This is a genomic window from Candidatus Planktophila versatilis, assembly GCF_002288265.1.
GTDB classification, from domain to species: Bacteria; Actinomycetota; Actinomycetes; order Nanopelagicales; family Nanopelagicaceae; genus Planktophila; species Planktophila versatilis.
In genome coordinates, this window is sequence record NZ_CP016778.1 from 872,791 (window position 1) to 891,242 (window position 18,452).

15 protein-coding genes are annotated in these 18,452 nt (G+C 49.2%); 1 reads left to right on the forward strand and 14 read right to left on the reverse strand.

The features are described 5' to 3' along the window. Window positions 1-70: 70 nt before the first annotated feature. Window positions 71-1,744 (reverse strand): dihydroxy-acid dehydratase, encoded by a 1,674-nt coding sequence (ilvD, locus tag A1sIIB76_RS04450; RefSeq protein ID WP_095697103.1) that lies wholly within the window; start codon window positions 1,742-1,744, stop codon window positions 71-73. 67 nt (window positions 1,745-1,811) lie between these two features. On the opposite strand from ilvD, the gene A1sIIB76_RS04455 reads away from it, so the two are divergent. Then, window positions 1,812-3,275: an MFS transporter gene (locus tag A1sIIB76_RS04455; RefSeq protein WP_095697104.1), complete on the forward strand. Its 1,464-nt coding sequence runs from the start codon at window positions 1,812-1,814 to the stop codon at window positions 3,273-3,275. 7 nt (window positions 3,276-3,282) lie between these two features. On the opposite strand, the gene gatB is transcribed toward A1sIIB76_RS04455, so the two are convergent. From gatB to mreC, 13 genes are all read right to left on the reverse strand, one after another. Then, on the reverse strand, window positions 3,283-4,788 hold the full coding sequence (gene gatB, locus A1sIIB76_RS04460) for an Asp-tRNA(Asn)/Glu-tRNA(Gln) amidotransferase subunit GatB (protein WP_095675024.1): 1,506 nt from the start codon (window positions 4,786-4,788) through the stop codon (window positions 3,283-3,285). Further along, window positions 4,788-6,284: an Asp-tRNA(Asn)/Glu-tRNA(Gln) amidotransferase subunit GatA gene (gatA, locus tag A1sIIB76_RS04465; RefSeq protein ID WP_095697105.1), complete on the reverse strand. Its 1,497-nt coding sequence runs from the start codon at window positions 6,282-6,284 to the stop codon at window positions 4,788-4,790. Before gatA ends, gatB begins: the two co-directional genes overlap by 1 nt. Further along, window positions 6,281-6,580 carry an Asp-tRNA(Asn)/Glu-tRNA(Gln) amidotransferase subunit GatC gene (gene gatC, locus A1sIIB76_RS04470; RefSeq protein ID WP_095675026.1) on the reverse strand — a complete coding sequence of 100 codons (300 nt, stop codon included), beginning with the start codon at window positions 6,578-6,580 and terminating at the stop codon, window positions 6,281-6,283. Before gatC ends, gatA begins: the two co-directional genes overlap by 4 nt. Window positions 6,581-6,606: 26 nt before the next feature. Continuing rightward, window positions 6,607-7,875, reverse strand: coding sequence for a glutamate-5-semialdehyde dehydrogenase (locus A1sIIB76_RS04475; RefSeq protein WP_095697106.1), 1,269 nt, complete (start codon window positions 7,873-7,875; stop codon window positions 6,607-6,609). After that, window positions 7,872-8,987, reverse strand: coding sequence for a glutamate 5-kinase (gene proB, locus A1sIIB76_RS04480; RefSeq protein ID WP_095675028.1), 1,116 nt, complete (start codon window positions 8,985-8,987; stop codon window positions 7,872-7,874). Before proB ends, A1sIIB76_RS04475 begins: the two co-directional genes overlap by 4 nt. After that, entirely contained in the window at window positions 8,984-10,498 is a 1,515-nt protein-coding gene (gene obgE, locus A1sIIB76_RS04485) for a GTPase ObgE (protein WP_095675029.1), read from the reverse strand. The genes proB and obgE overlap by 4 nt, the downstream gene beginning before the upstream one ends. Before the next feature lie 98 nt (window positions 10,499-10,596). Further along, the gene (gene rpmA / locus A1sIIB76_RS04490) at window positions 10,597-10,851 is read right to left on the reverse strand and encodes a 50S ribosomal protein L27 (protein ID WP_017954955.1); all 255 of its coding nucleotides are present in this window, start codon (window positions 10,849-10,851) and stop codon (window positions 10,597-10,599) included. Between the two features lie 19 nt (window positions 10,852-10,870). Beyond that, window positions 10,871-11,185, reverse strand: a complete 315-nt coding sequence (gene rplU, locus A1sIIB76_RS04495) for a 50S ribosomal protein L21 (protein ID WP_095675030.1) — start codon at window positions 11,183-11,185, stop codon at window positions 10,871-10,873. A 134-nt stretch (window positions 11,186-11,319) separates the two neighbouring features. After that, complete coding sequence (locus A1sIIB76_RS04500; protein ID WP_095697107.1) at window positions 11,320-13,491, reverse strand: Rne/Rng family ribonuclease; 2,172 nt, start codon at window positions 13,489-13,491, stop codon at window positions 11,320-11,322. A 202-nt stretch (window positions 13,492-13,693) separates the two neighbouring features. After that, window positions 13,694-14,854, reverse strand: a complete 1,161-nt coding sequence (gene rodA, locus A1sIIB76_RS04505) for a rod shape-determining protein RodA (RefSeq protein WP_095697108.1) — start codon at window positions 14,852-14,854, stop codon at window positions 13,694-13,696. Next, window positions 14,851-16,986, reverse strand: coding sequence for a penicillin-binding protein 2 (gene mrdA, locus A1sIIB76_RS04510; RefSeq protein WP_095697109.1), 2,136 nt, complete (start codon window positions 16,984-16,986; stop codon window positions 14,851-14,853). Before mrdA ends, rodA begins: the two co-directional genes overlap by 4 nt. Next, on the reverse strand, window positions 16,983-17,555 hold the full coding sequence (gene mreD / locus A1sIIB76_RS04515) for a rod shape-determining protein MreD (protein WP_223298753.1): 573 nt from the start codon (window positions 17,553-17,555) through the stop codon (window positions 16,983-16,985). Before mreD ends, mrdA begins: the two co-directional genes overlap by 4 nt. Beyond that, a complete protein-coding gene (gene mreC, locus A1sIIB76_RS04520; protein ID WP_095697111.1) occupies window positions 17,512-18,447 on the reverse strand; it encodes a rod shape-determining protein MreC in 936 nt (311 codons plus the stop codon). The genes mreD and mreC overlap by 44 nt, the downstream gene beginning before the upstream one ends. Between the last annotated feature and the right edge of the window lie 5 nt (window positions 18,448-18,452).

Sequence of the window (18,452 nt, forward strand, 5' to 3'; positions counted from 1 at the left end):
GTACCGTGTGAGTCAAGAGGTGAGATGCAGGTCTCAATTTATGAGACAGCCATTGGGCCAGGCGCTAAATTTAATCGCAGACCGCGCCCTTAGATGCTGACCCAACAAGCTTTGAATACTTAGCGAGAACGCCGCGGGTGTACTTATGAGGCAGTGGTTTCCACCCCACTTTGCGAGCTTCTAGTTCTGCCGCATCGACCAATAAATCTAGTTTTCGAGTAGCGATATCAATACGAATCAGATCGCCATCTTTAATAAATGCAATCGGTCCACCATCAACTGCTTCGGGTGCAATGTGTCCCACACAAAGCCCAGTTGAACCGCCCGAGAATCGACCATCAGTAAGCAAGAGTGTTTTCTTACCAAGACCAGCACCTTTGATTGCGCCAGTAATCATCAACATCTCGCGCATACCCGGTCCACCCTTAGGACCTTCATAACGGATCACAACTACATCACCTTCTTTAATTGTTCCGTTTTCAAGTGCATCCATCGCCAATTGTTCGCGTTCAAAGACACGAGCAGGGCCTTCGAATTTCTCAACGCCAATCCCGGCTGTCTTACTGACCGCACCTTCTGGGGCAAGTGAGCCATCAAGAATTGTGATTCCCACATCTGTTGAAAGTGGCTTATCAATGGCACGCAATACTTCACCGTCAGCCAGTGGCGGCTTGATGTCAGCTAAGTTCTCAGCCATGGTCTTGCCGGTAACAGTTAGGCAATCTCCATGGAGATAACCAGCATCGAGTAAGACGCGCAAGACAACGGGGATTCCACCCACGCGGTCAATATCGGTCATGACAAATTTTCCAAATGGCTTGAGATCACCAATCAACGGAACCTTGGAACCAATGCGATGGAAATCTTCCAGTGTGAGGTCAACTTCAGCCTCGTGGGCGATTGCAAGAAGATGCAGCACCGCGTTGGTCGAACCACCCAGTGCCATCAAGATTGTGATGGCATTTTCAAAAGCCTTCTTGGTCAAGATGTCGCGAGTAGTAATTCCCTTGGCAATCAAATTCACTACTGCAGCGCCAGATTGCTCGGCAAATTTATCGCGCCTGCGATCTACTGCAGGAGGGGCCGCAGATCCTGGAAGTGCAAGGCCAATTGCTTCGGCGATACTTGCCATGGTGTTGGCGGTAAACATTCCACCACAAGCTCCCTCACCAGGACAGATGGCCTTTTCAATTTGGTCTACGCGATCTTGGGTAATTAATCCACGAGCACAGGCACCAACTGCTTCAAAGGCATCGATAATCGTGACATCTTTTCCATCAACCTGACCAGGAAGAGTGGAACCGGCATAAACAAAGACTGATGCCACATCTAGTCGAGCAGCAGCCATCATCATGCCAGGAAGTGATTTATCGCAACCAGCAAATGTCACCATGCCATCGAGGCGTTCTGCCTGCATCACAGTTTCTACTGAGTCAGCGATTACCTCGCGCGAAACGAGTGAGAAGTGCATACCTTCGTGGCCCATGGAGATTCCATCGGAGACAGAAATAGTTCCAAACTGCATTGGAAATCCACCAGCATCGATGATTCCTTTACGAGAAGCTTTAGCAAGGCGATCTAATGAAAGATTGCATGGGGTGATTTCATTCCAGGAAGATGCGATACCGATCTGAGGTTTCACCCAATCTTCATCACCCATTCCAACAGCACGTAACATTCCACGCGCTGGAGCGCGCTCTAATCCATCAGTGACAAGTCCGGAGCGAGGTTTCATCTTTGACATGAGAGAATTCTACCCTTATCAACTCGATTTGAGACAAGCCTAAAAACAATTAAAAGGAGACACTCCTGTGTCAAAGCAAGAAACCGATACGACCCTTGACCCAACCAGATGGCGCACGCTTTTCGTCGTAGCCATATCCCAATTGATGTTGATTCTCGATAGCTCAATTATGAATATTGCGATTCCAAGCGCCAAGGTTGACTTGGGAATCTCTGATGCCAATCAGCAGTGGATTATCACCGCATACACATTGGCATTTGGTTCACTGCTGCTTCTGGGAGGTCGCATAGGTGACTTCATGGGACGTAAGAAGATCTTCATTATCGGACTCCTTGGATTTGCCGGTGCATCAGCACTCGGCGGTATTGCCTCAACACAAGGTCTGCTCTTTGCATCCCGCGCTTTACAAGGTGTCTTCGGCGCCCTGCTCGCACCAGCCGCCCTTGCAATTATCTCTGTGACATTTACCGTTCCAAAAGAGCGGGCAAAAGCATTTGGTGTCTTTGGCGCGATCTCTGGCGGCGGCGCAGCTATTGGACTTATCGTCGGCGGCGTTCTTACTGAATACACATCATGGCGTTGGTGCCTTGGCGTCAATACTCCAATCGCTATCCTCGCAGCCATCTTGGCAGCCAAGTTTGTGCATGAATCAAAAGCTGCTGGCGATAAGAAATATGACATTCCTGGCGTTGTGACAGCAACTGCCGGTCTCTTTGCACTCACTTACGGATTTAATGAAGCAGCTCGTGAAGGCTGGACTGATTCCCTCACGCTCACATTTTTTGCCGTAGCAGTAGTACTGCTTCTGGCCTTCGTCGTTATTGAATCAAAGGTGGCAAGTCCGCTGATGCCTCTTCGCGTTATTACCGAACGCAACCGTGGTGGTTCATACCTTGGTTCACTTATTGTGGGAGCCGGGCTATTTTCAATGTTCCTATTCCTTGGTCTCTACCTACAAGTGATTCTTGGATACACACCACTTCACTCTGGCTTTGCATTCTTGCCATTCTCTGTTGGCATCATCATCTTCGCTGGAGTTGCTTCCCAACTACTACCGAAGATTGGACCAAAGCCGCTCATGGTTCCGGGGCTTATCTTCGCTGGAATTGGGCTTTTGATGCTCACCCGCATCACACCTGAAACTGGCTATGTCACACATGTTCTTCCATCACTTCTCATCATGAGCTCAGGTATGGCACTGGTGTTTATCCCACTGACATCAACTTCACTCCATGGCGTATCTGGTCGTGACACCGGTGTAGCAAGTGCCATGGTGAACACCTCTCAGCAGATTGGTGGATCACTGGGAGTTGCGCTGCTCAATACCATTGCGGCAACTGCAACGACTGCCTATGCAGCAACACATACTGAACTTGGAAAGATGGTTCAACCATTTGCTGTGACGCATGGATTCACCACTGCATTTAAGGTCAGTGCCGCGCTCTTATTTGCGGGCGCAATTGTGCTCTTCTTCTTTATCAATATTGGTAAAGAGTCACTCGTTGAAAGTGAAGGCGCGGCAGCGCATTAACTAGTTACTAGCCTTGACCTAAGTGGCCAAGTAGAAGCTCGCGAACTCGCGCCGCATCTGCTTGGCCCTTTGTCTCTTTCATGACTGCGCCAATCAAGGCGCCAGCTGCAGGTAAGTGTCCCCCACGAACTTTCTCGGCAGTTTCTGCTTGTTCAGCACAAACTTTCTCAATGGCTGCCATGAGTGCGCCATCATCGTTAACAACTTTAATTCCGCGCTTGGCCACAACTTGCGCTGGTTTTCCTTCGCCAGCGATAACGCCCTCAACAACTTGACGGGCAAGTTTGTCGGTGAGTTCACCTGCGGCCACCAGTGCGATAAGTTCGGCAACATCTGCCGGGGTGATGGCAAGTTCAGTCACTGCAATATTTTGATCATTGGCAATACGTGATATTTCACCGAGCCACCACGTGCGCGCCTTGGTCGGATCGGCGCCCAGTAATACTGTCGCTTCGACAATATCTAGAACATCGGCGTTAATCATCGCCTGCATCTCTTTATCAGGCACATTCCACTCTTCTTTAATGCGCTTGCGACGTAGCGATGGGCGTTCAGGCAAGGTTGCACGAAGCTCTTCAATCCAGGTAGCAGCCGGTGTTACTGGAAGTAAATCTGGATCTGGGAAGTATCGGTAATCCTCTGCTTGCTCTTTCGAGCGGCCAGAACGTGTCAGGCCAGTATCTTCTTGGAAGTGACGAGTCTCTTGCTTCACTTTCTTGCCTTCATTGAGCAGCTCTGCGTGACGAATCATTTCACCACGGATGGCGCGTTCGACCGAGCGAAGTGAGTTCACGTTCTTTGTCTCAGATCTGGTTCCTAGAACATCAGAGCCAATTGGTTTGAGTGAAACGTTGGCATCGCATCGCAGTGAGCCTTGCTCCATCTTCACATCAGATACTTTCAGGCCGCGCAGGATGTCGCGGAGTTCTGCCACATAAGCCTTGGCCACCTCTGGTGCGTACTTACCTGTGCCGGGAACAATCTTGGTAACAATTTCAACTAGTGGAATTCCGGCTCGGTTGTAATCAAGTAGTGAGTAGTCAGCGCCATGAATACGACCGGTAGCACCTCCCACGTGGAGTGACTTTCCAGTGTCTTCTTCCATATGTACGCGTTCAACTTCAATTCGGAATTGCTTGGGACCTTCATCGGTATCAATTTCGACATCGACATAGCCATCAAAACAGATCGGTTCGTCATACTGTGAAATCTGGAAATTCTTCGGCATATCTGGATAGAAGTAATTCTTGCGCGCAAAGCGACTATACGGCGCGATTTTGCAGTTCAGTGCCAGGCCAATCAGAATCGTTGACTCAATTGCCTTCTCGTTCACCACCGGCAGTGCGCCTGGAAGTGCTAAACAGACCGGGCATGTTTGGGTATTTGGCTCTGCGCCAAACTCCGTGGCACAAGAACAGAACATCTTGCTATGAGTATTGAGTTCAACGTGAACCTCAAGACCCAGTACTGGATCCCATTTAGCAACTACTTCGTCATATGTTGGAAGCGCCATTACTTGCCCCCTGCCAACACTGGTGCCTGGGAAAGAATCGGTGCGCCCCACTTTGAAAGTAGCGCTGCTTCCAGTGCTGCCCCTGCTTGGTATAAACGCTGATCTTGCATAGCAGGTGCCATGATTTGGAAACCAACCGGCAAATTATCTTCTTCAGCTAAACCTGCCGGCAGTGACATTCCGCAGATTCCTGCCAGGTTTACTGGAATGGTTGCCACATCACCTAAATACATCGCCATCGGATCATCAACTTTCTCACCAATTTTATAAGCAGTTGTCGGCGCTGTCGGTGAGACCAAGACATCGGCCTTGGTAAATGCCTTTGCATAATCTTGAATGATTAAGGTGCGAATCTTCTGTGCACTGCCGTAGTAAGCATCGTAGTAACCAGATGAGAGGGCATAGGTTCCAAGAATGATGCGGCGCTTAACTTCACGGCCAAAACCAGCATCGCGAGTAGCGCTCATGACAGCTTCGGCCGATGCGCCAGCTGCATCTCCTGTGCGAAGGCCGTAGCGCATCGCATCAAAACGTGCCAAGTTCGAAGAACACTCAGAAGGCGCGATTAAGTAATAGGCAGCAAGTGCGTATTCAAAGTTTGGACAATCTACTTCCACAATCTCTGCTCCCAAGGAAGCTAGAACCTGTAGTGATTCATCAAAACGTGTTTGAACGCCCTTCTGATATCCAGCACCTTGTAGCTGCTTGATCACACCAATCTTCATCCCTTTAACATCACCGCTCTTTGCCGCAGCAACAACTGCTGGAACCGGTGCGTTAATACTTGTTGCATCTTTTGGATCATGTCCTGCCATCACTTCATGAAGAAGCGCCGTATCTAATACGGTGCGACCAAATGGCCCTGCTTGATCAAGACTTGATGAATATGCAATCAAGCCAAAGCGAGAGACTGCGCCATATGTGGGGCGAACTCCGACGATTCCGGTAAGCGCTGCCGGTTGGCGAATAGATCCACCAGTATCTGATCCCACTGCAAGTGGTGCTTGAAAGGCAGAGACTGCAGCAGCTGATCCACCGGATGAACCACCAGGTGTGCGAGTTAAATCCCACGGATTAAATGTCGGGCCATAGCCAGAGTTTTCAGTCGATGAACCCATGGCAAATTCATCCATATTTGTCTTACCTAATATCACCAAGCCCGCATCTTTAAGTTTGCTCACAACTGTTGAGTCATAGGGCGGGCGCCAGCCTTGCAAAATCTTTGAGCCAGCAGTTGTGGGAACTCCGCGTTGTGCCAACACGTCTTTGAGCGCTAATGGAATTCCGGCAAGAGGTGAAAGCTTTTCGCCACTCTTACGTTTTTCATCTACCGCTTTTGCTTGGGCAAGTGCGCCTTCGGCATCAACATGTAAAAATGCTTTCACCTGACCATCAACGGCCGCAATCTGATCAAGGTGTGCCTTGGTTAATTCAACAGCAGTAGTTGATCCATCTGCCAAAGCAGCAGCCATCTGGGTTGCGCTCTGGCGAATCATTCTGCCTCACCAAGAATTTGTGGAACGCGAAAACGTTGCTCCTCTTGTGCTGGGGCCCCAGAGAGCGCATCTGTTGGCGAAAGACTAGGAAGGACAACATCAGGGCGTGCGATATTTTCTAGTAGCTGTGGGTGCGATGTTGCTTTCACACCCGTCAGGTCTACCTCTTGAACTCGAGCAACGGCATCGAGAATCATTCCAAATTGGGAAGCAAGGCTTACTAGCTCTTCCTCTGTCATTTCAATTCGGGCAAGGCCTGCAAGTTTTGCGACATCATCGCGGGAGAGGCTGCTCATGTGCTGGAGTCTATAAAAGGTTTGGTTTAAGAGCGAATCTGGCCAGTGCCGGTAACAATCCAGGTAGTAGTTGTCATCGCCTCTAACCCCATTGGACCGCGTGCATGCAACTTCTGATTTGAGATGCCGATCTCTGCACCAAATCCCATTTGTTCGCCATCGGTAAATCGGGTTGAGGTATTGACCATCACCGCAGCGCAATCAGAGAGGGCGATAAACCGAGCGGCGGCAGCTTTATCTTCAGTGACAATAGCTTCAGTGTGGTTAGTACCGTATTGCACAATGTGATCAGCTGCAGCATCAACGGAATCAACGACTCCCACATTCATCTCCAGAACTCCGTACTCGGTAGCCCAGTTTTCATCCGTTGCAATAGTTGCTGCAATGTTGAACTTCTCGGCCACCTTCTGCGCTGTTGCATCAGTATGCAAAATGACACCAGCATCGCTAAGAGCTTTCAGCGCCATTGGCAAGAATGTGGGAGCGATTGCCTTATGCACCAGCAAGGTCTCTGCTGCATTGCAGACACTTGGCCTGTGTGTCTTTGAGTTAATAAGAATTGGAAGCGCCTTTTGAATATCTGCAAATTCATCAACATAGACGTGACACACGCCAGCGCCAGTTTCAATTGTTGGCACCGTTGATTCATCTACGACCATACGAATAAGAGCGGCGCTTCCGCGAGGGATGACAAGGTCTACTTTCCCACGAGCTGTGAGCAAGGCCTTAGTCGTTGCCCGATCTTCGGATGGAACAAGTTGAATCACTTCAGGTGAAATCTTTGTCGTGCGTAAAGCATCGCGCATGACGTTGACCAAGATTTCATTGCTATTACGCGCTGTTGATGAACCACGCAAGAGCGCAGCATTTCCTGACATCAGCAAGATAACTGCGGCATCGACTGTGACGTTAGGACGTGCCTCATAGACCATGCCGATCACACCGAATGGAACCGATACTTGTTGCAGATGAAGGCCGTTAGGAAGCGTACTTTCACGAAGTGTAATTCCGAGTGGATCTGCAAGGGCTGCCACTTGGCGCGCTCCCCCGGCAATACCTTTAATACGTTCTGCGGTAAGTAAGAGCCGATCCTGCATCTGCGGATGCATCTGCTCTTTGCGTGCATTCTGCATATCAATTTCATTGGCCGCCAAGATTTCTGCGCTCCGCGATTCAATTGCCTGCGCAATAACTTCAAGTGCCGACTTTCGCTCGGCGCCTGTGGCTGTAGATAAAGTGCGCGCAGCGATACGGGCTTTCTTTGCCAACTCGGCAATTATTGCTTCGGCGCTCATAGGAGTACTAAATCATCTCTATGCACAAGCTCGCGCTCGTATTCAGCGCCCAGTGATGCTGCGAGTTCCTTTGTTGAACGCCCCAGCATTTGTGGAATTTCAGATGAATCAAAAGCAACGAGACCACGTGCAATAACTTTGCCAGCTTCAGAGGCAAGCTCAACGGTGTCACCCGAGATGAACTCGCCTTCAACAGCTGTGACACCAGCCGGAAGTAAGGACACTCCTCTTTCAAGAATTGCCTTCACTGCTCCGGCATCGAGAATAAGGCGCCCCTGTGGCGTTGAAGCATGCGCTAGCCAAAGTAAACGTGAGGTTGCTTTCGAACTTTGCGGGGCAAAGAAGGTTCCATAATCTTCACCCGCGATTGCATGGCCGCAATGAGCAAGTGATGTAAGGAGCATCGCAATTCCAGCACTGGTTGCAATACGCGCTGCCTCTACCTTGGTCACCATTCCGCCACTACCCACACCGGCAGAGCCTGCTCCACCTAAGACAATGGTTTCAATATCTGACATTGTGGCGACATATCGAATTGGTTGTGCACCACTCTGTGTTGGTGGTGCGTCATAGAGCGCATCAATATCTGAGACCAGAATGAGTAAATCAGCATGGATAAGGAGTGCAACAAGTGCTGCGAGCCGATCGTTGTCACCAAATCTAATTTCCTGGGTTCCAACAGTGTCATTTTCATTGACAATCGGAATCACACCCAGTGAGAGCAATTTAGTGAGCGTTTGCTGCGCATTTTGATAGTGCGAGCGGCGCACAATATCTTCAGTGGTCAGCAGAACCTGGGAAGAGATAACACCATGGGCAGAAAACTTCTCGTGGTACTGGGCAATAAGTAAACCTTGTCCGACAGAGGCCGCCGCTTGTTGGGTAGCTAAATCCTTTGGCCGCACCTTTAAGCCCAATGGCGCCAACCCGGCAGCAATCGCACCAGATGAAACAAGGAGTACATCGGCGCCGCGTTTTTTAAGTGAGTAAGCAAAGTCAACAATCTTGGCGACAGCGTGTGGATCTAACTCTGACCCAGCAGCACCGGTGAGAGATGACGAGCCGATTTTGATGACGATGCGCTTAGCGCTGGTTAAAGCCTCGCGGTTCACTTGTCATGACTTTCTTCTTCGCTCTCTTCTAGTTGAGCTAATGATAACTTTATTTCAGGATTTGTTGGCTCTTCCACGTTGTATTCCCACTGCCGGGCAATTTCGTCATCTGAAAGTTTATCTACCTCAGGCTCAACTGCGCCCCATGCACCTTCAAGACGTGAATCTTCACCGCGGCGATGTAAGAAGCCAGCAAGTTGCTCAGCGCCGGCTTCAATAGTTGGCTCCCATTCAAAGACAACTTCGTTATCACCAGAACCAATGCGCACTTCAGAACCTGCAACTGCGCCCTTCTTAAAGAGTTCCTTTTCTACACCTAACTGCGCCAGGCGATCTGCGAGATAACCAATTGCTTCGGCATTCTTAAAGTTTGTCTGTCGCACCCAGCGAACAACTTTTTGTCCGCGCACGCTAAAGGATCCATCACCATTGAGTTGCACTGAGAACCCGGAATCATCGACTGCAACTGGGCGCAAGATGATGCGCGTGCGTTCTTCTTTCGCAGCCTCTGCTCGCTCGCGTTGCACAAGTCGAGCCATGGCATACATAAGTTCAGGTAAACCTTCTCGGCTTGCTGCAGATACTGGATAAACCTCGTAACCTTTTTCTTTCAGCTGCTCCTGCACCATATCGGCCATCGCTTTGCCATCAGGTAAGTCAATTTTATTGAGTGCGACAATACGAACTCGATCTTCCAGGCCGCCATAGAGTGCGAGCTCATTTTCAATGGCATCTAAATCATCAACCGGGTTGCGATCTGTCTCCAGAGTTCCGCAATCAAGTACATGTACAAGTGCGACGCAGCGCTCTACATGGCGCAAGAATTGAAGTCCAAGGCCTTTTCCTTGTGATGCACCTGGAATAAGTCCTGGAACATCTGCCACGGTAAAGCGGGTATCGCCAGCTTGCACAACACCAAGATTTGGAACAAGAGTAGTAAATGGATAGTCGGCAATCTTTGGTCGAGCCGCTGATACTGCAGCGATAAGTGAGGATTTACCGGCGCTAGGAAAACCAACGAGTGCGATATCAGCAACTGATTTAAGTTCGAGTGTGAGTCTGCGTTCTTCACCTGGCTCACCAAGGAGTGCAAAGCCTGGTGCGCGGCGCTTAGAAGAAGAGAGAGCTAAGTTTCCTAATCCGCCGTGGCCACCACGTGCAGCAAGAAATGTTGTGCCGATACCAACGAGATCTGCAATTTGTGTCCCATTTTCATCATAGACAACTGTGCCATTAGGAACAGCCATGATGAGATCTTCACCTGATACTCCATCTTTACGATCACCGAATCCTTGGTGACCTGATGTTGCTTTGCGATGTGGTGAGTGATGGAAATCAAGCAAGGTTGTGACAGATGAGTCAACAACCAAAATGATGTCTCCCCCGCGTCCGCCATTGCCGCCATCTGGCCCACCGAGTGGCTTAAATTTTTCACGCTTAACAGAGACGCAGCCGTCGCCGCCTTTTCCGGCAGTGGCAAAGAGAGTGACGCTATCGATAAATGTTGCCATCTGACCTCACCTGCCCTTCCAGTTATCTGTTGAAAAATTTGTTAAATAAAAAAGCGGACCGCGATAAATGCGGCCCGCTCTTTGTAGAGAAACCTTAATTAAACTGCAGGGACTACATTCACTACGCGACGACCGCGAGCGCGACCGAATTCAACTGCACCAGCTGCAAGAGCAAATAGTGTGTCATCTTTGCCGCGTCCTACGTTCTTGCCTGGGTGGAAGTGTGTTCCACGCTGACGAACGAGAATCTCACCTGCATTAACTTCTTGACCGCCGAAACGCTTAATACCGAGGTACTGTGGGTTTGAATCGCGACCGTTACGAGTTGAGGAAACACCCTTTTTACTTGCCATTTATTTGCTCCCTTAACCCTTACTTAGCACCGCTGATTGCGGTGATCTTTACGCGAGTGTGCTGTGCACGAAAACCTTGACGACGGCGATGACCTGTCTTGTTCTTGTAACGAAGGATGTCGATCTTTGGACCCTTTACTTCGTCAATCACTTCGCCAGTGACCTTGATGCTTGAGAGAACCTTTGGGTCTGTTGTGACACTTGCGCCATCAACGACCAGAAGAGCTGGGAAAGAAACTGAGGAACCAGCAGCAGCGTCGATGCGATCAACGGTGATGGTCTCGCCAACAGTTACCTTCTCCTGGCGTCCGCCAGCTTTAACGATTGCGTACATGCTCATTGCCTCAGTTCTTCGTGTAATAGTTTCAAGCTTGATTCACGCATAGAGCGCGTTCAGGCAGACGCTAAGGGTACGGATTTCATACCCCATGGGTCAAATTGACCCCTAGATTCACTTCATTTATGAGGCTAGGCGGTGATGACCCCGGAGCTAGCGGCCCTGCGGCGGCGCTTTCCCTTGGGGGTAACGACTGCTTCAGCTTCTTCTGCTGGACTCTCATCATTTAACGTTTCATGAAATTCATGATCCGTTGCTGCATTTTCATCTGCATCTGGTTCTTCAACATCTGGATGATGTGATGACTGTGAATTCACTTGTGGCATCGGTGCCTTCATCTTCACTGGATCCATATGCACATGAATTCCACGTCCATTACATGAGTCACATGTGGTTGAGAAGGCCTCAATCAGGCCTTGTCCCACACGCTTACGAGTCATTTGAACCAGACCTAGTGAGGTTACTTCAGCAACTTGATGCTTGGTGCGATCGCGACCCAGTGATTCAACGAGGCGACGAAGCACGGCATCACGATTTGATTCAAGAACCATATCGATGAAGTCGATAACAACAATTCCACCTAAGTCACGAAGACGAAGTTGACGGGCAATCTCCTCTGCCGCTTCTAAGTTGTTCTTAGTCACTGTCTCTTCCAGGTTTCCACCCTTACCGATGAACTTACCTGTGTTCACATCAATAACAACCATTGCTTCGGTGCGATCGATAACAAGTGAACCACCTGACGGCAGATAGACCTTGCGATCAAATGCCTTAGCTAACTGCTCCTCGACGCGGTAATCAGCAAATAGATCTCCGCTGCCTGAATACTTTTCAATCTTGGCCACAAGTTCTGGAGCGATGGAGCCTAGGTAGGAAGTGATTTCATCCCATGCTTCATTGCCCTGAATGATGAGCTTGCGAAAATCTTCATTGAAGATATCGCGGATAACGCGCACGGCAAGATCTGGCTCTGAGAGCAGAAGCGCCGGTGCATGGAAGTTTGGATTTTCTGACTTCTGGAAAATATCTTCCCATTGCGCTTTCAGTCTTTCCACATCTGCGGTGAGTTCAACTTCAGAGACACCTTCTGCAGCTGTGCGCACAATGACGCCGGCAGTATCAGGGATTAAATTCTTAAGAATCCCTTTAAGGCGAGTGCGCTCTGATTCTGGAAGACGCTTTGAGATTCCGCTCATGCCACCGCCAGGAACATAGACAACATATCGTCCTGGAAGTGAGATTTGGCTAGTTAGGCGTGCACCCTTTTGACCGATCGGATCTTTTGTTACCTGAACAAGTACAGGTTGACCTGTCTTTAAGACCATTTCAATCTTGCGAGGTTCAGATTCAGAAATTCCGGCTGCATCCCAATTAACTTCACCAGCATAGAGAACTGCGTTGCGTCCCTTACCGATATCAACGAAGGCTGCTTCCATCGATGGCAGCACGTTCTGAACGCGACCGAGATAGACGTTACCCACATAGGAGACGTTGGCATTTCTATTGACATAGTGCTCAACCATCACGTTATCTTCAATAACAGCAATCTGAATACGATCTCCGATTTGGCGAACAACCATCTCGCGATCAACATTTTCACGACGAGCTAAGAATTCGCCATCAGTAATAATGGTTCCACGGCGGCGATATGGCTCGCGGTATTCACGAGGCTCACTGCGCCCACGATCGCGATCACGGCGATTACGTGTTCCACGCTCTGTGCGCTCACGTGCTGGACGTTCTGATTTTTCACGAACTTCGCGAACTTTAACGATAGTGACAACACCATCTTCATCAATGACTTCACCTGGTGTGATGCCTTCACCCGTTGCCCGACGGCGACGGCGACGGCGATGCGTGCCACCTTCAGCCGATCCATCCTCGGAATCGCCAGATTCATCATCTGTGCCTTCTTCAGAATCTAAATCATCCGTTGTTTGACCATCAACTTGTGGCTTACGACGACCGCGGCCACCGCGACGGCGACGGCGATTGCGTCCGGTGCGGGAATCTGAATCTTCAGAGTCGGCATCCGATGCAACTGGTTCAGCGCTCTCTTTTGCCGGTGCTTGCTTCTTGGCAGCTTTAGTTGCGCGCTTAGGAGCGACAGCGTCGATCGGAGCAGCTTGAAAGACAGGAACTGGGATCGCGGCAGCTTTCTTACGCGATTTAGGAGCAGCCTCTGTATCAGGTGCTGCACTTTCGGCTCCATCTGCAGTTGTATCAACTGTGGGAACGCCTAATGATTTCTTACTTGATTTCTTAACCGCACGTTTGCGCGGTGATTTTGGCTCGATAGCCATGGCACCAAATCCTTTAGTGCGTACCTGCTTTTTCAATTAGCGATACGCAATCTCGTGGCCCAAAATGTTGCCATCTTGAGCAAAACTCATGTTTTAATCTTTTGTGTAGTCCGCCGCAGGCGCGATAAAGATCGCTGGCCGCGCTGAACTGTTGGCCTAATTATGACAGATAAGTTGGTAGAAAACCTATTTTGAGCGTGAATCAGCCGCGCTGGCGGGCGTGAACATTCTGTAATAGCCCGATTCCGATGAGATTGGCAAACATGCTTGAACCACCATATGACAGGAAGGGCAGTGGAACTCCGGTCATGGGCATCAAGCCCAAAGTCATACCAATATTTTCAAATATTTGAAAAGCAAACCAGGCAATAACTCCGGTACAGACCAGCGTCCCGTAGGGGTCCGTCGATCGTCTAGCAATTCCAAATGCTCGCATGAGAATAGTGAGCAGCAGCAGAATTATCACTGAGCAGCCAACAAAGCCTAGTTCCTCACCGGCCACGGTAAAGATGAAGTCTGTCTGTTGCTCTGGCACAAATCGTCCATTTGTTTGTGGGCCATTAAACAAACCGGTACCAATTAACCCACCAGAGCCGACTGTGATCCGCGCTTGGCGTAATTGATATCCAGCACCCTGTGTGTCAGCGTTAGGGTTAACAAAGGATTGCAATCGCTTGACTTGATAGTCGTTAACAATGCCAGTTTTCGTTGCGACAAATCCACCAATGATTGCCAGCAATATCAGACCGACAATCCACTTCATGGGAGCACCTGAGACGGCCAGAATTGTGACAACTGATGCGCTAATGATGAAGACCGTTCCCATATCTGGCTGACGCAAAATAAGTAGGATGGGAAGAGCGGCAACTGCGAGTGCTTTGAGAATATCGTTTGTGCTCGGTTCATCTGAGTTATGTGTGCGCTCAGATAACAACATGGAAATTCCAATAATGATTGAGATCTTTGCAATCTCAGCCGGTTGAATCTGAAAACCTGCCGGAAGACGGATCCACGCTTTAGCTCCATTAATTTCACTGCCCACTCCTGGAATAAGGACAAGAATTAATCCAAGGACGCCAAAGCCCCAGATAAATGGGGTGTAGGCACGAAGTAGGCGGTAATCAATAATCGTTGTTCCCCAGGCAAGTGCTAAACCAATGACAATGTTAATGACATGTCGCTTGAGGTAGTACTCGGGATCAAGGCCGTTAGCTGAATACCAATCACGCGTAGCTGCGTATACCAACAGGGTTCCGATAATGAGTAGTCCACCGACTGCTGCGCTAAGAATTGGATCAAAGCCGGAAAAGAAAGATTTATTTCGCGACCGACGATATGGATTGCGATTAAGGAATGTACTCATGGCTTTGTCACCGGTAACTCCTTCTTCGCTTTTTCTGGATTTAAAATTGAGGCAGCCGGCTTCTTGGCTGGTGAGATACGAGGCAACTTAATCGGTGGTTTTCCTTTAGGGAATAACGCTAGTTCAGGTTTAACAATATTGCCTTGCACACCGAAGAGAGTCTCATAAATTTCTCGCACACCCACACCTGATGTGCTCGCTCCAAAACCACCTTGGCTGACCATCATGACAACTGCATAACGTGGCTTCTTAGCGGGAGCAAAAGAGGCATACCAAGAGGTATCAGCTTTCTGTGTTCCATTTGAGTTCCTACCAAATACTTGCGCAGTTCCAGTCTTACCTGCTGTTGGCACTGGAAAACGTGAAAAGATTCCGGCCGAGGTTCCAGACAGGGTGACCTCTTGGAGTGCATCATGCAAGAAAGCGATGGTTTGCGAATCGGCTGAGATGTCGCCCAACTCTATTGGTTCAAATGTTTGGATTACCTCTCCTTGCTGACTCACCACAGCTTTGGCGATGGTGGGTTGCCAGATTGTTCCGCCGTTAGCTATCGCTGCATACATTTGAGCTAACTTAATGGGTGTAATCACAGTATCGCCTTGACCGATAGAGAAGTTCACCGCATCACCACCACGGATTTTATCTCCGTCTACGCAATTTTCTTGCGCTAGCTGAAGCAGAAAAGGCGTTTGCTGCGCCTTTGTTGCGCGATCTCTGTAGTTACAGTAAAAATCTCTATTCTGTTCATACCAAGTCTTCTTATACTCGCGGTCAGCAAGTCTTCCAGCTGATTCAGAAGGTAGATCTACACCTGTTCTTACCCCCACCTGAAAGCCCTTGGCAGCGTTAAAGAAGTGGTCATTCGGGTTTGATTTAGGCCGTAAACCACCATCTCGCACCCATTCGTCATATGCAATTTGATACCAAATGGTGTCACACGAAATTGCGATTGCCTTCTTCATCGAAATCGTTCCTTGCGCCTTACTTTCGAAGTTTTGAAAGGCGCGAGTTCCCACTTGCACTTCTGATGGACAGGAATAACTCTTATTCAAGTCATATCCCGCAGCTTTTGCTGCTACTACCGAAACTGCTTTAAAGGTAGAGGCCGGAGCATAGAGTCCCTGTAGCGCCCGGTTCAGTGCTGGTACACCATTGTCTTCGCTATAAAGCGCCTGTGCTTCTTTGATTGTCAGTCCACGTTCAAAAGCATTGGGATCAAAAGATGGATAAGAAGCTAGCGCAAGAACTTGACCGTTTCGAACATCAAGAACGACTGCGGCTCCGCCATCGGCTCGATATCCCATAGAACGTGCACGCTTTACTGCTCCCTCCAGCGCTTTTTCACTGGCAGCTTGGAGTCTGACATCTAAACTTGTCACTAAGTGATTGCCGGCAATCGGCTTCGTATCCTGACTCGTATTCGTCACCGCTTCTTTGCGGTCAACGATAAAAGTTTTTATTCCAGGAACGCCACGTAGATATTCATCGTATTCGATTTCAAGCCCGGTCTTACCAATGTATTCAGAGCGGAAGTAGGTGCGCCCATTAGCACCAGAAAGATCTGCCTCTGTCAGTGGCCCGACATAACCCAGGACATGACTACCGGTGACACCCAGTGTTTGTGGGTAACTTCTAATTGCAACAGGTGTGGCAGAGATTCCGGGATATCGATCTGATCTTTCAACAATGCGCAGCGCAAGTGCTGGATCGGCAGATTTAGTAATAGGAATAGGTTGGAAACGAGAGCCGGTCCAGCAACCAGCACGCACTCCCTTGGGTAACTCACCACATAAGCGCGTGCGCTGCCAGACATCAGCGTATTGAAGTCCTAATAATGTAACGAGCTTTCGTAGCACTGCTACGCCTTTATCGGGCAACTTATCAATCACGGTGCGATCAACAGTAATTGCCAGGGCAACCTTGCTCACCGCCAGCGGAACGCCGGAGGAATCAACGATAAATCCGCGGTTTGCCGGGGTGGCAACATCGCGACTTTGAATACTAAGTGCGGCATCGCGATAGGTAGGACCTGCTGCAACTTGAAGATAAAAGAGACGGCCAAGGAGTGCGACCATGAGAGAGACAAAAAATATTTGAATCACTAACAAACTTAAGCGTGAGCGTTGATTCATAAGAGTGATCTAGTTCCGAAGACATTTGCATGTATGAAGGCAAGGATTTTAAGAACCAGTGGTGAGACTATCGCCGTCCAAAATGCTGATCCCGCCAGTAGAAATGCGATGTGGGAAATACTTCCTAACTCTTGTCCGAGTAGAAACCCAAGTAGTAAGAAAACAAATTGACTGGCCACGACTCCCACGGTTGTTATCAGGACGATGTTGATGGGATTAGAACGGATGTTGTCATCGCCATAGCCTAAAAATGCAACGCCATATCCGGCCAAAATCAGAACAAGAGTCCAGTGACCCATTGGACCAGGAGAACTTTGCGAAAGATCCATCAAAATGCCGGCACCGAAACCGGTAAGAGCGCCAATTTCTGGCGTGCTCAGCGTTGCCCAGATCAGGGTGGAGATGAGAAGGAGTGAGAAACCACCGAGTGGCAATCTGAGTTGAGTGATAAAGGCCTCTTGCAATACATAGATAAAGAGAAAGATTGGGATTGAAAGCAGATATCTACGGATTGTCATAGTTCCATCATGGCTCTGTGCTGGCAGACGGAGATGGAGCAGGTGTTGCATAAATAGTCACTGTAGGAAGTGGAGTGGGGACAGGTTTAGGCGGTACCAATGCATCTCGAGGATCAGATTCCGGCTTTGCGATCACAACTGCGACAACACCCAAGGTGGAGAAGTTGGCATAGAACCTTACTTCGGCAGTTTGGGTGACAGCGCCCGGTGAATTATCAACCGAAGTTACTTCCCCAATTGGTACTCCCGGAACAAAGGGGCGTCCGCTATCACTTCCACGAGCAAGGAGTGCATCCCCCGCTTTCACAGTTGTGGTGTTATCAAGCAACTGTAAGACGCCACGGCGCGAGCCTTGCCCGCTCAGGATTCCGATCTGTTCTGACTTCGCAATACGTGCACCAATTCTAAATGCTGGATCTGATGCAAGTTGGACCAGAGAGCTATCTGGATATGCAATCTTCACAACTCCAACCAGACCATAACCAGAGATCACGGTCATGTTGCTACGAATTCCTGAACTTGTGCCGGCATCAATAGTAATTGTCTGTGTAAATGATGTAGTGGGGCCTTGTGAAATAACTTTTGCATTGACAACTTTATATCCACCGCCACCAGCGAGGTTTAGCACGCTCTTTAATTGTTTCAGTCGCGCATCGGCGGTTTTTCGATTAAGCAGAGTGTTACGCAGCGTCTCATTTTCAGCCTTGAGTTTCTCAATTTGGTTGCGGGTGCGCCCCAAGTGAGTGACATCAGATGCAAAATTACGAAATGGAGTCAGCGCCCAAGAGCCAAATTTTTGCACCGGAGTGAGAGCGGTCTGTGTTCCTGTGCGCACGCCACCAATTACTGATACGCCACGTAGATCCAAAGTAATTAGGAAGAGTGAAGTAACAATTAATACGATGATGAGTAAGCGACCACGGTTGTCGCCGCCGTAGCGCACTGTTA

Excerpts from the sequence above, each read along its gene's own strand:
- gatB (WP_095675024.1), bottom strand. The coding sequence starts at position 4,788 with ATGGCGCTTCCAACATATGACGAAGTAGTTGCTAAATGGGATCCAGTA.
- A1sIIB76_RS04475 (WP_095697106.1), bottom strand. The coding sequence starts at position 7,875 with ATGAGCGCCGAAGCAATAATTGCCGAGTTGGCAAAGAAAGCCCGTATC.
- mrdA (WP_095697109.1), bottom strand. The coding sequence starts at position 16,986 with ATGAATCAACGCTCACGCTTAAGTTTGTTAGTGATTCAAATATTTTTT.
- rpmA (WP_017954955.1), bottom strand. The coding sequence starts at position 10,851 with ATGGCAAGTAAAAAGGGTGTTTCCTCAACTCGTAACGGTCGCGATTCA.
- gatA (WP_095697105.1), bottom strand. The coding sequence starts at position 6,284 with ATGATTCGCCAGAGCGCAACCCAGATGGCTGCTGCTTTGGCAGATGGA.
- gatC (WP_095675026.1), bottom strand. The coding sequence starts at position 6,580 with ATGAGCAGCCTCTCCCGCGATGATGTCGCAAAACTTGCAGGCCTTGCC.
- ilvD (WP_095697103.1), bottom strand. The coding sequence starts at position 1,744 with ATGTCAAAGATGAAACCTCGCTCCGGACTTGTCACTGATGGATTAGAG.
- obgE (WP_095675029.1), bottom strand. The coding sequence starts at position 10,498 with ATGGCAACATTTATCGATAGCGTCACTCTCTTTGCCACTGCCGGAAAA.
- mreD (WP_223298753.1), bottom strand. The coding sequence starts at position 17,555 with ATGCAACACCTGCTCCATCTCCGTCTGCCAGCACAGAGCCATGATGGA.
- A1sIIB76_RS04500 (WP_095697107.1), bottom strand. The coding sequence starts at position 13,491 with ATGGCTATCGAGCCAAAATCACCGCGCAAACGTGCGGTTAAGAAATCA.
- rplU (WP_095675030.1), bottom strand. The coding sequence starts at position 11,185 with ATGTACGCAATCGTTAAAGCTGGCGGACGCCAGGAGAAGGTAACTGTT.
- rodA (WP_095697108.1), bottom strand. The coding sequence starts at position 14,854 with ATGAGTACATTCCTTAATCGCAATCCATATCGTCGGTCGCGAAATAAA.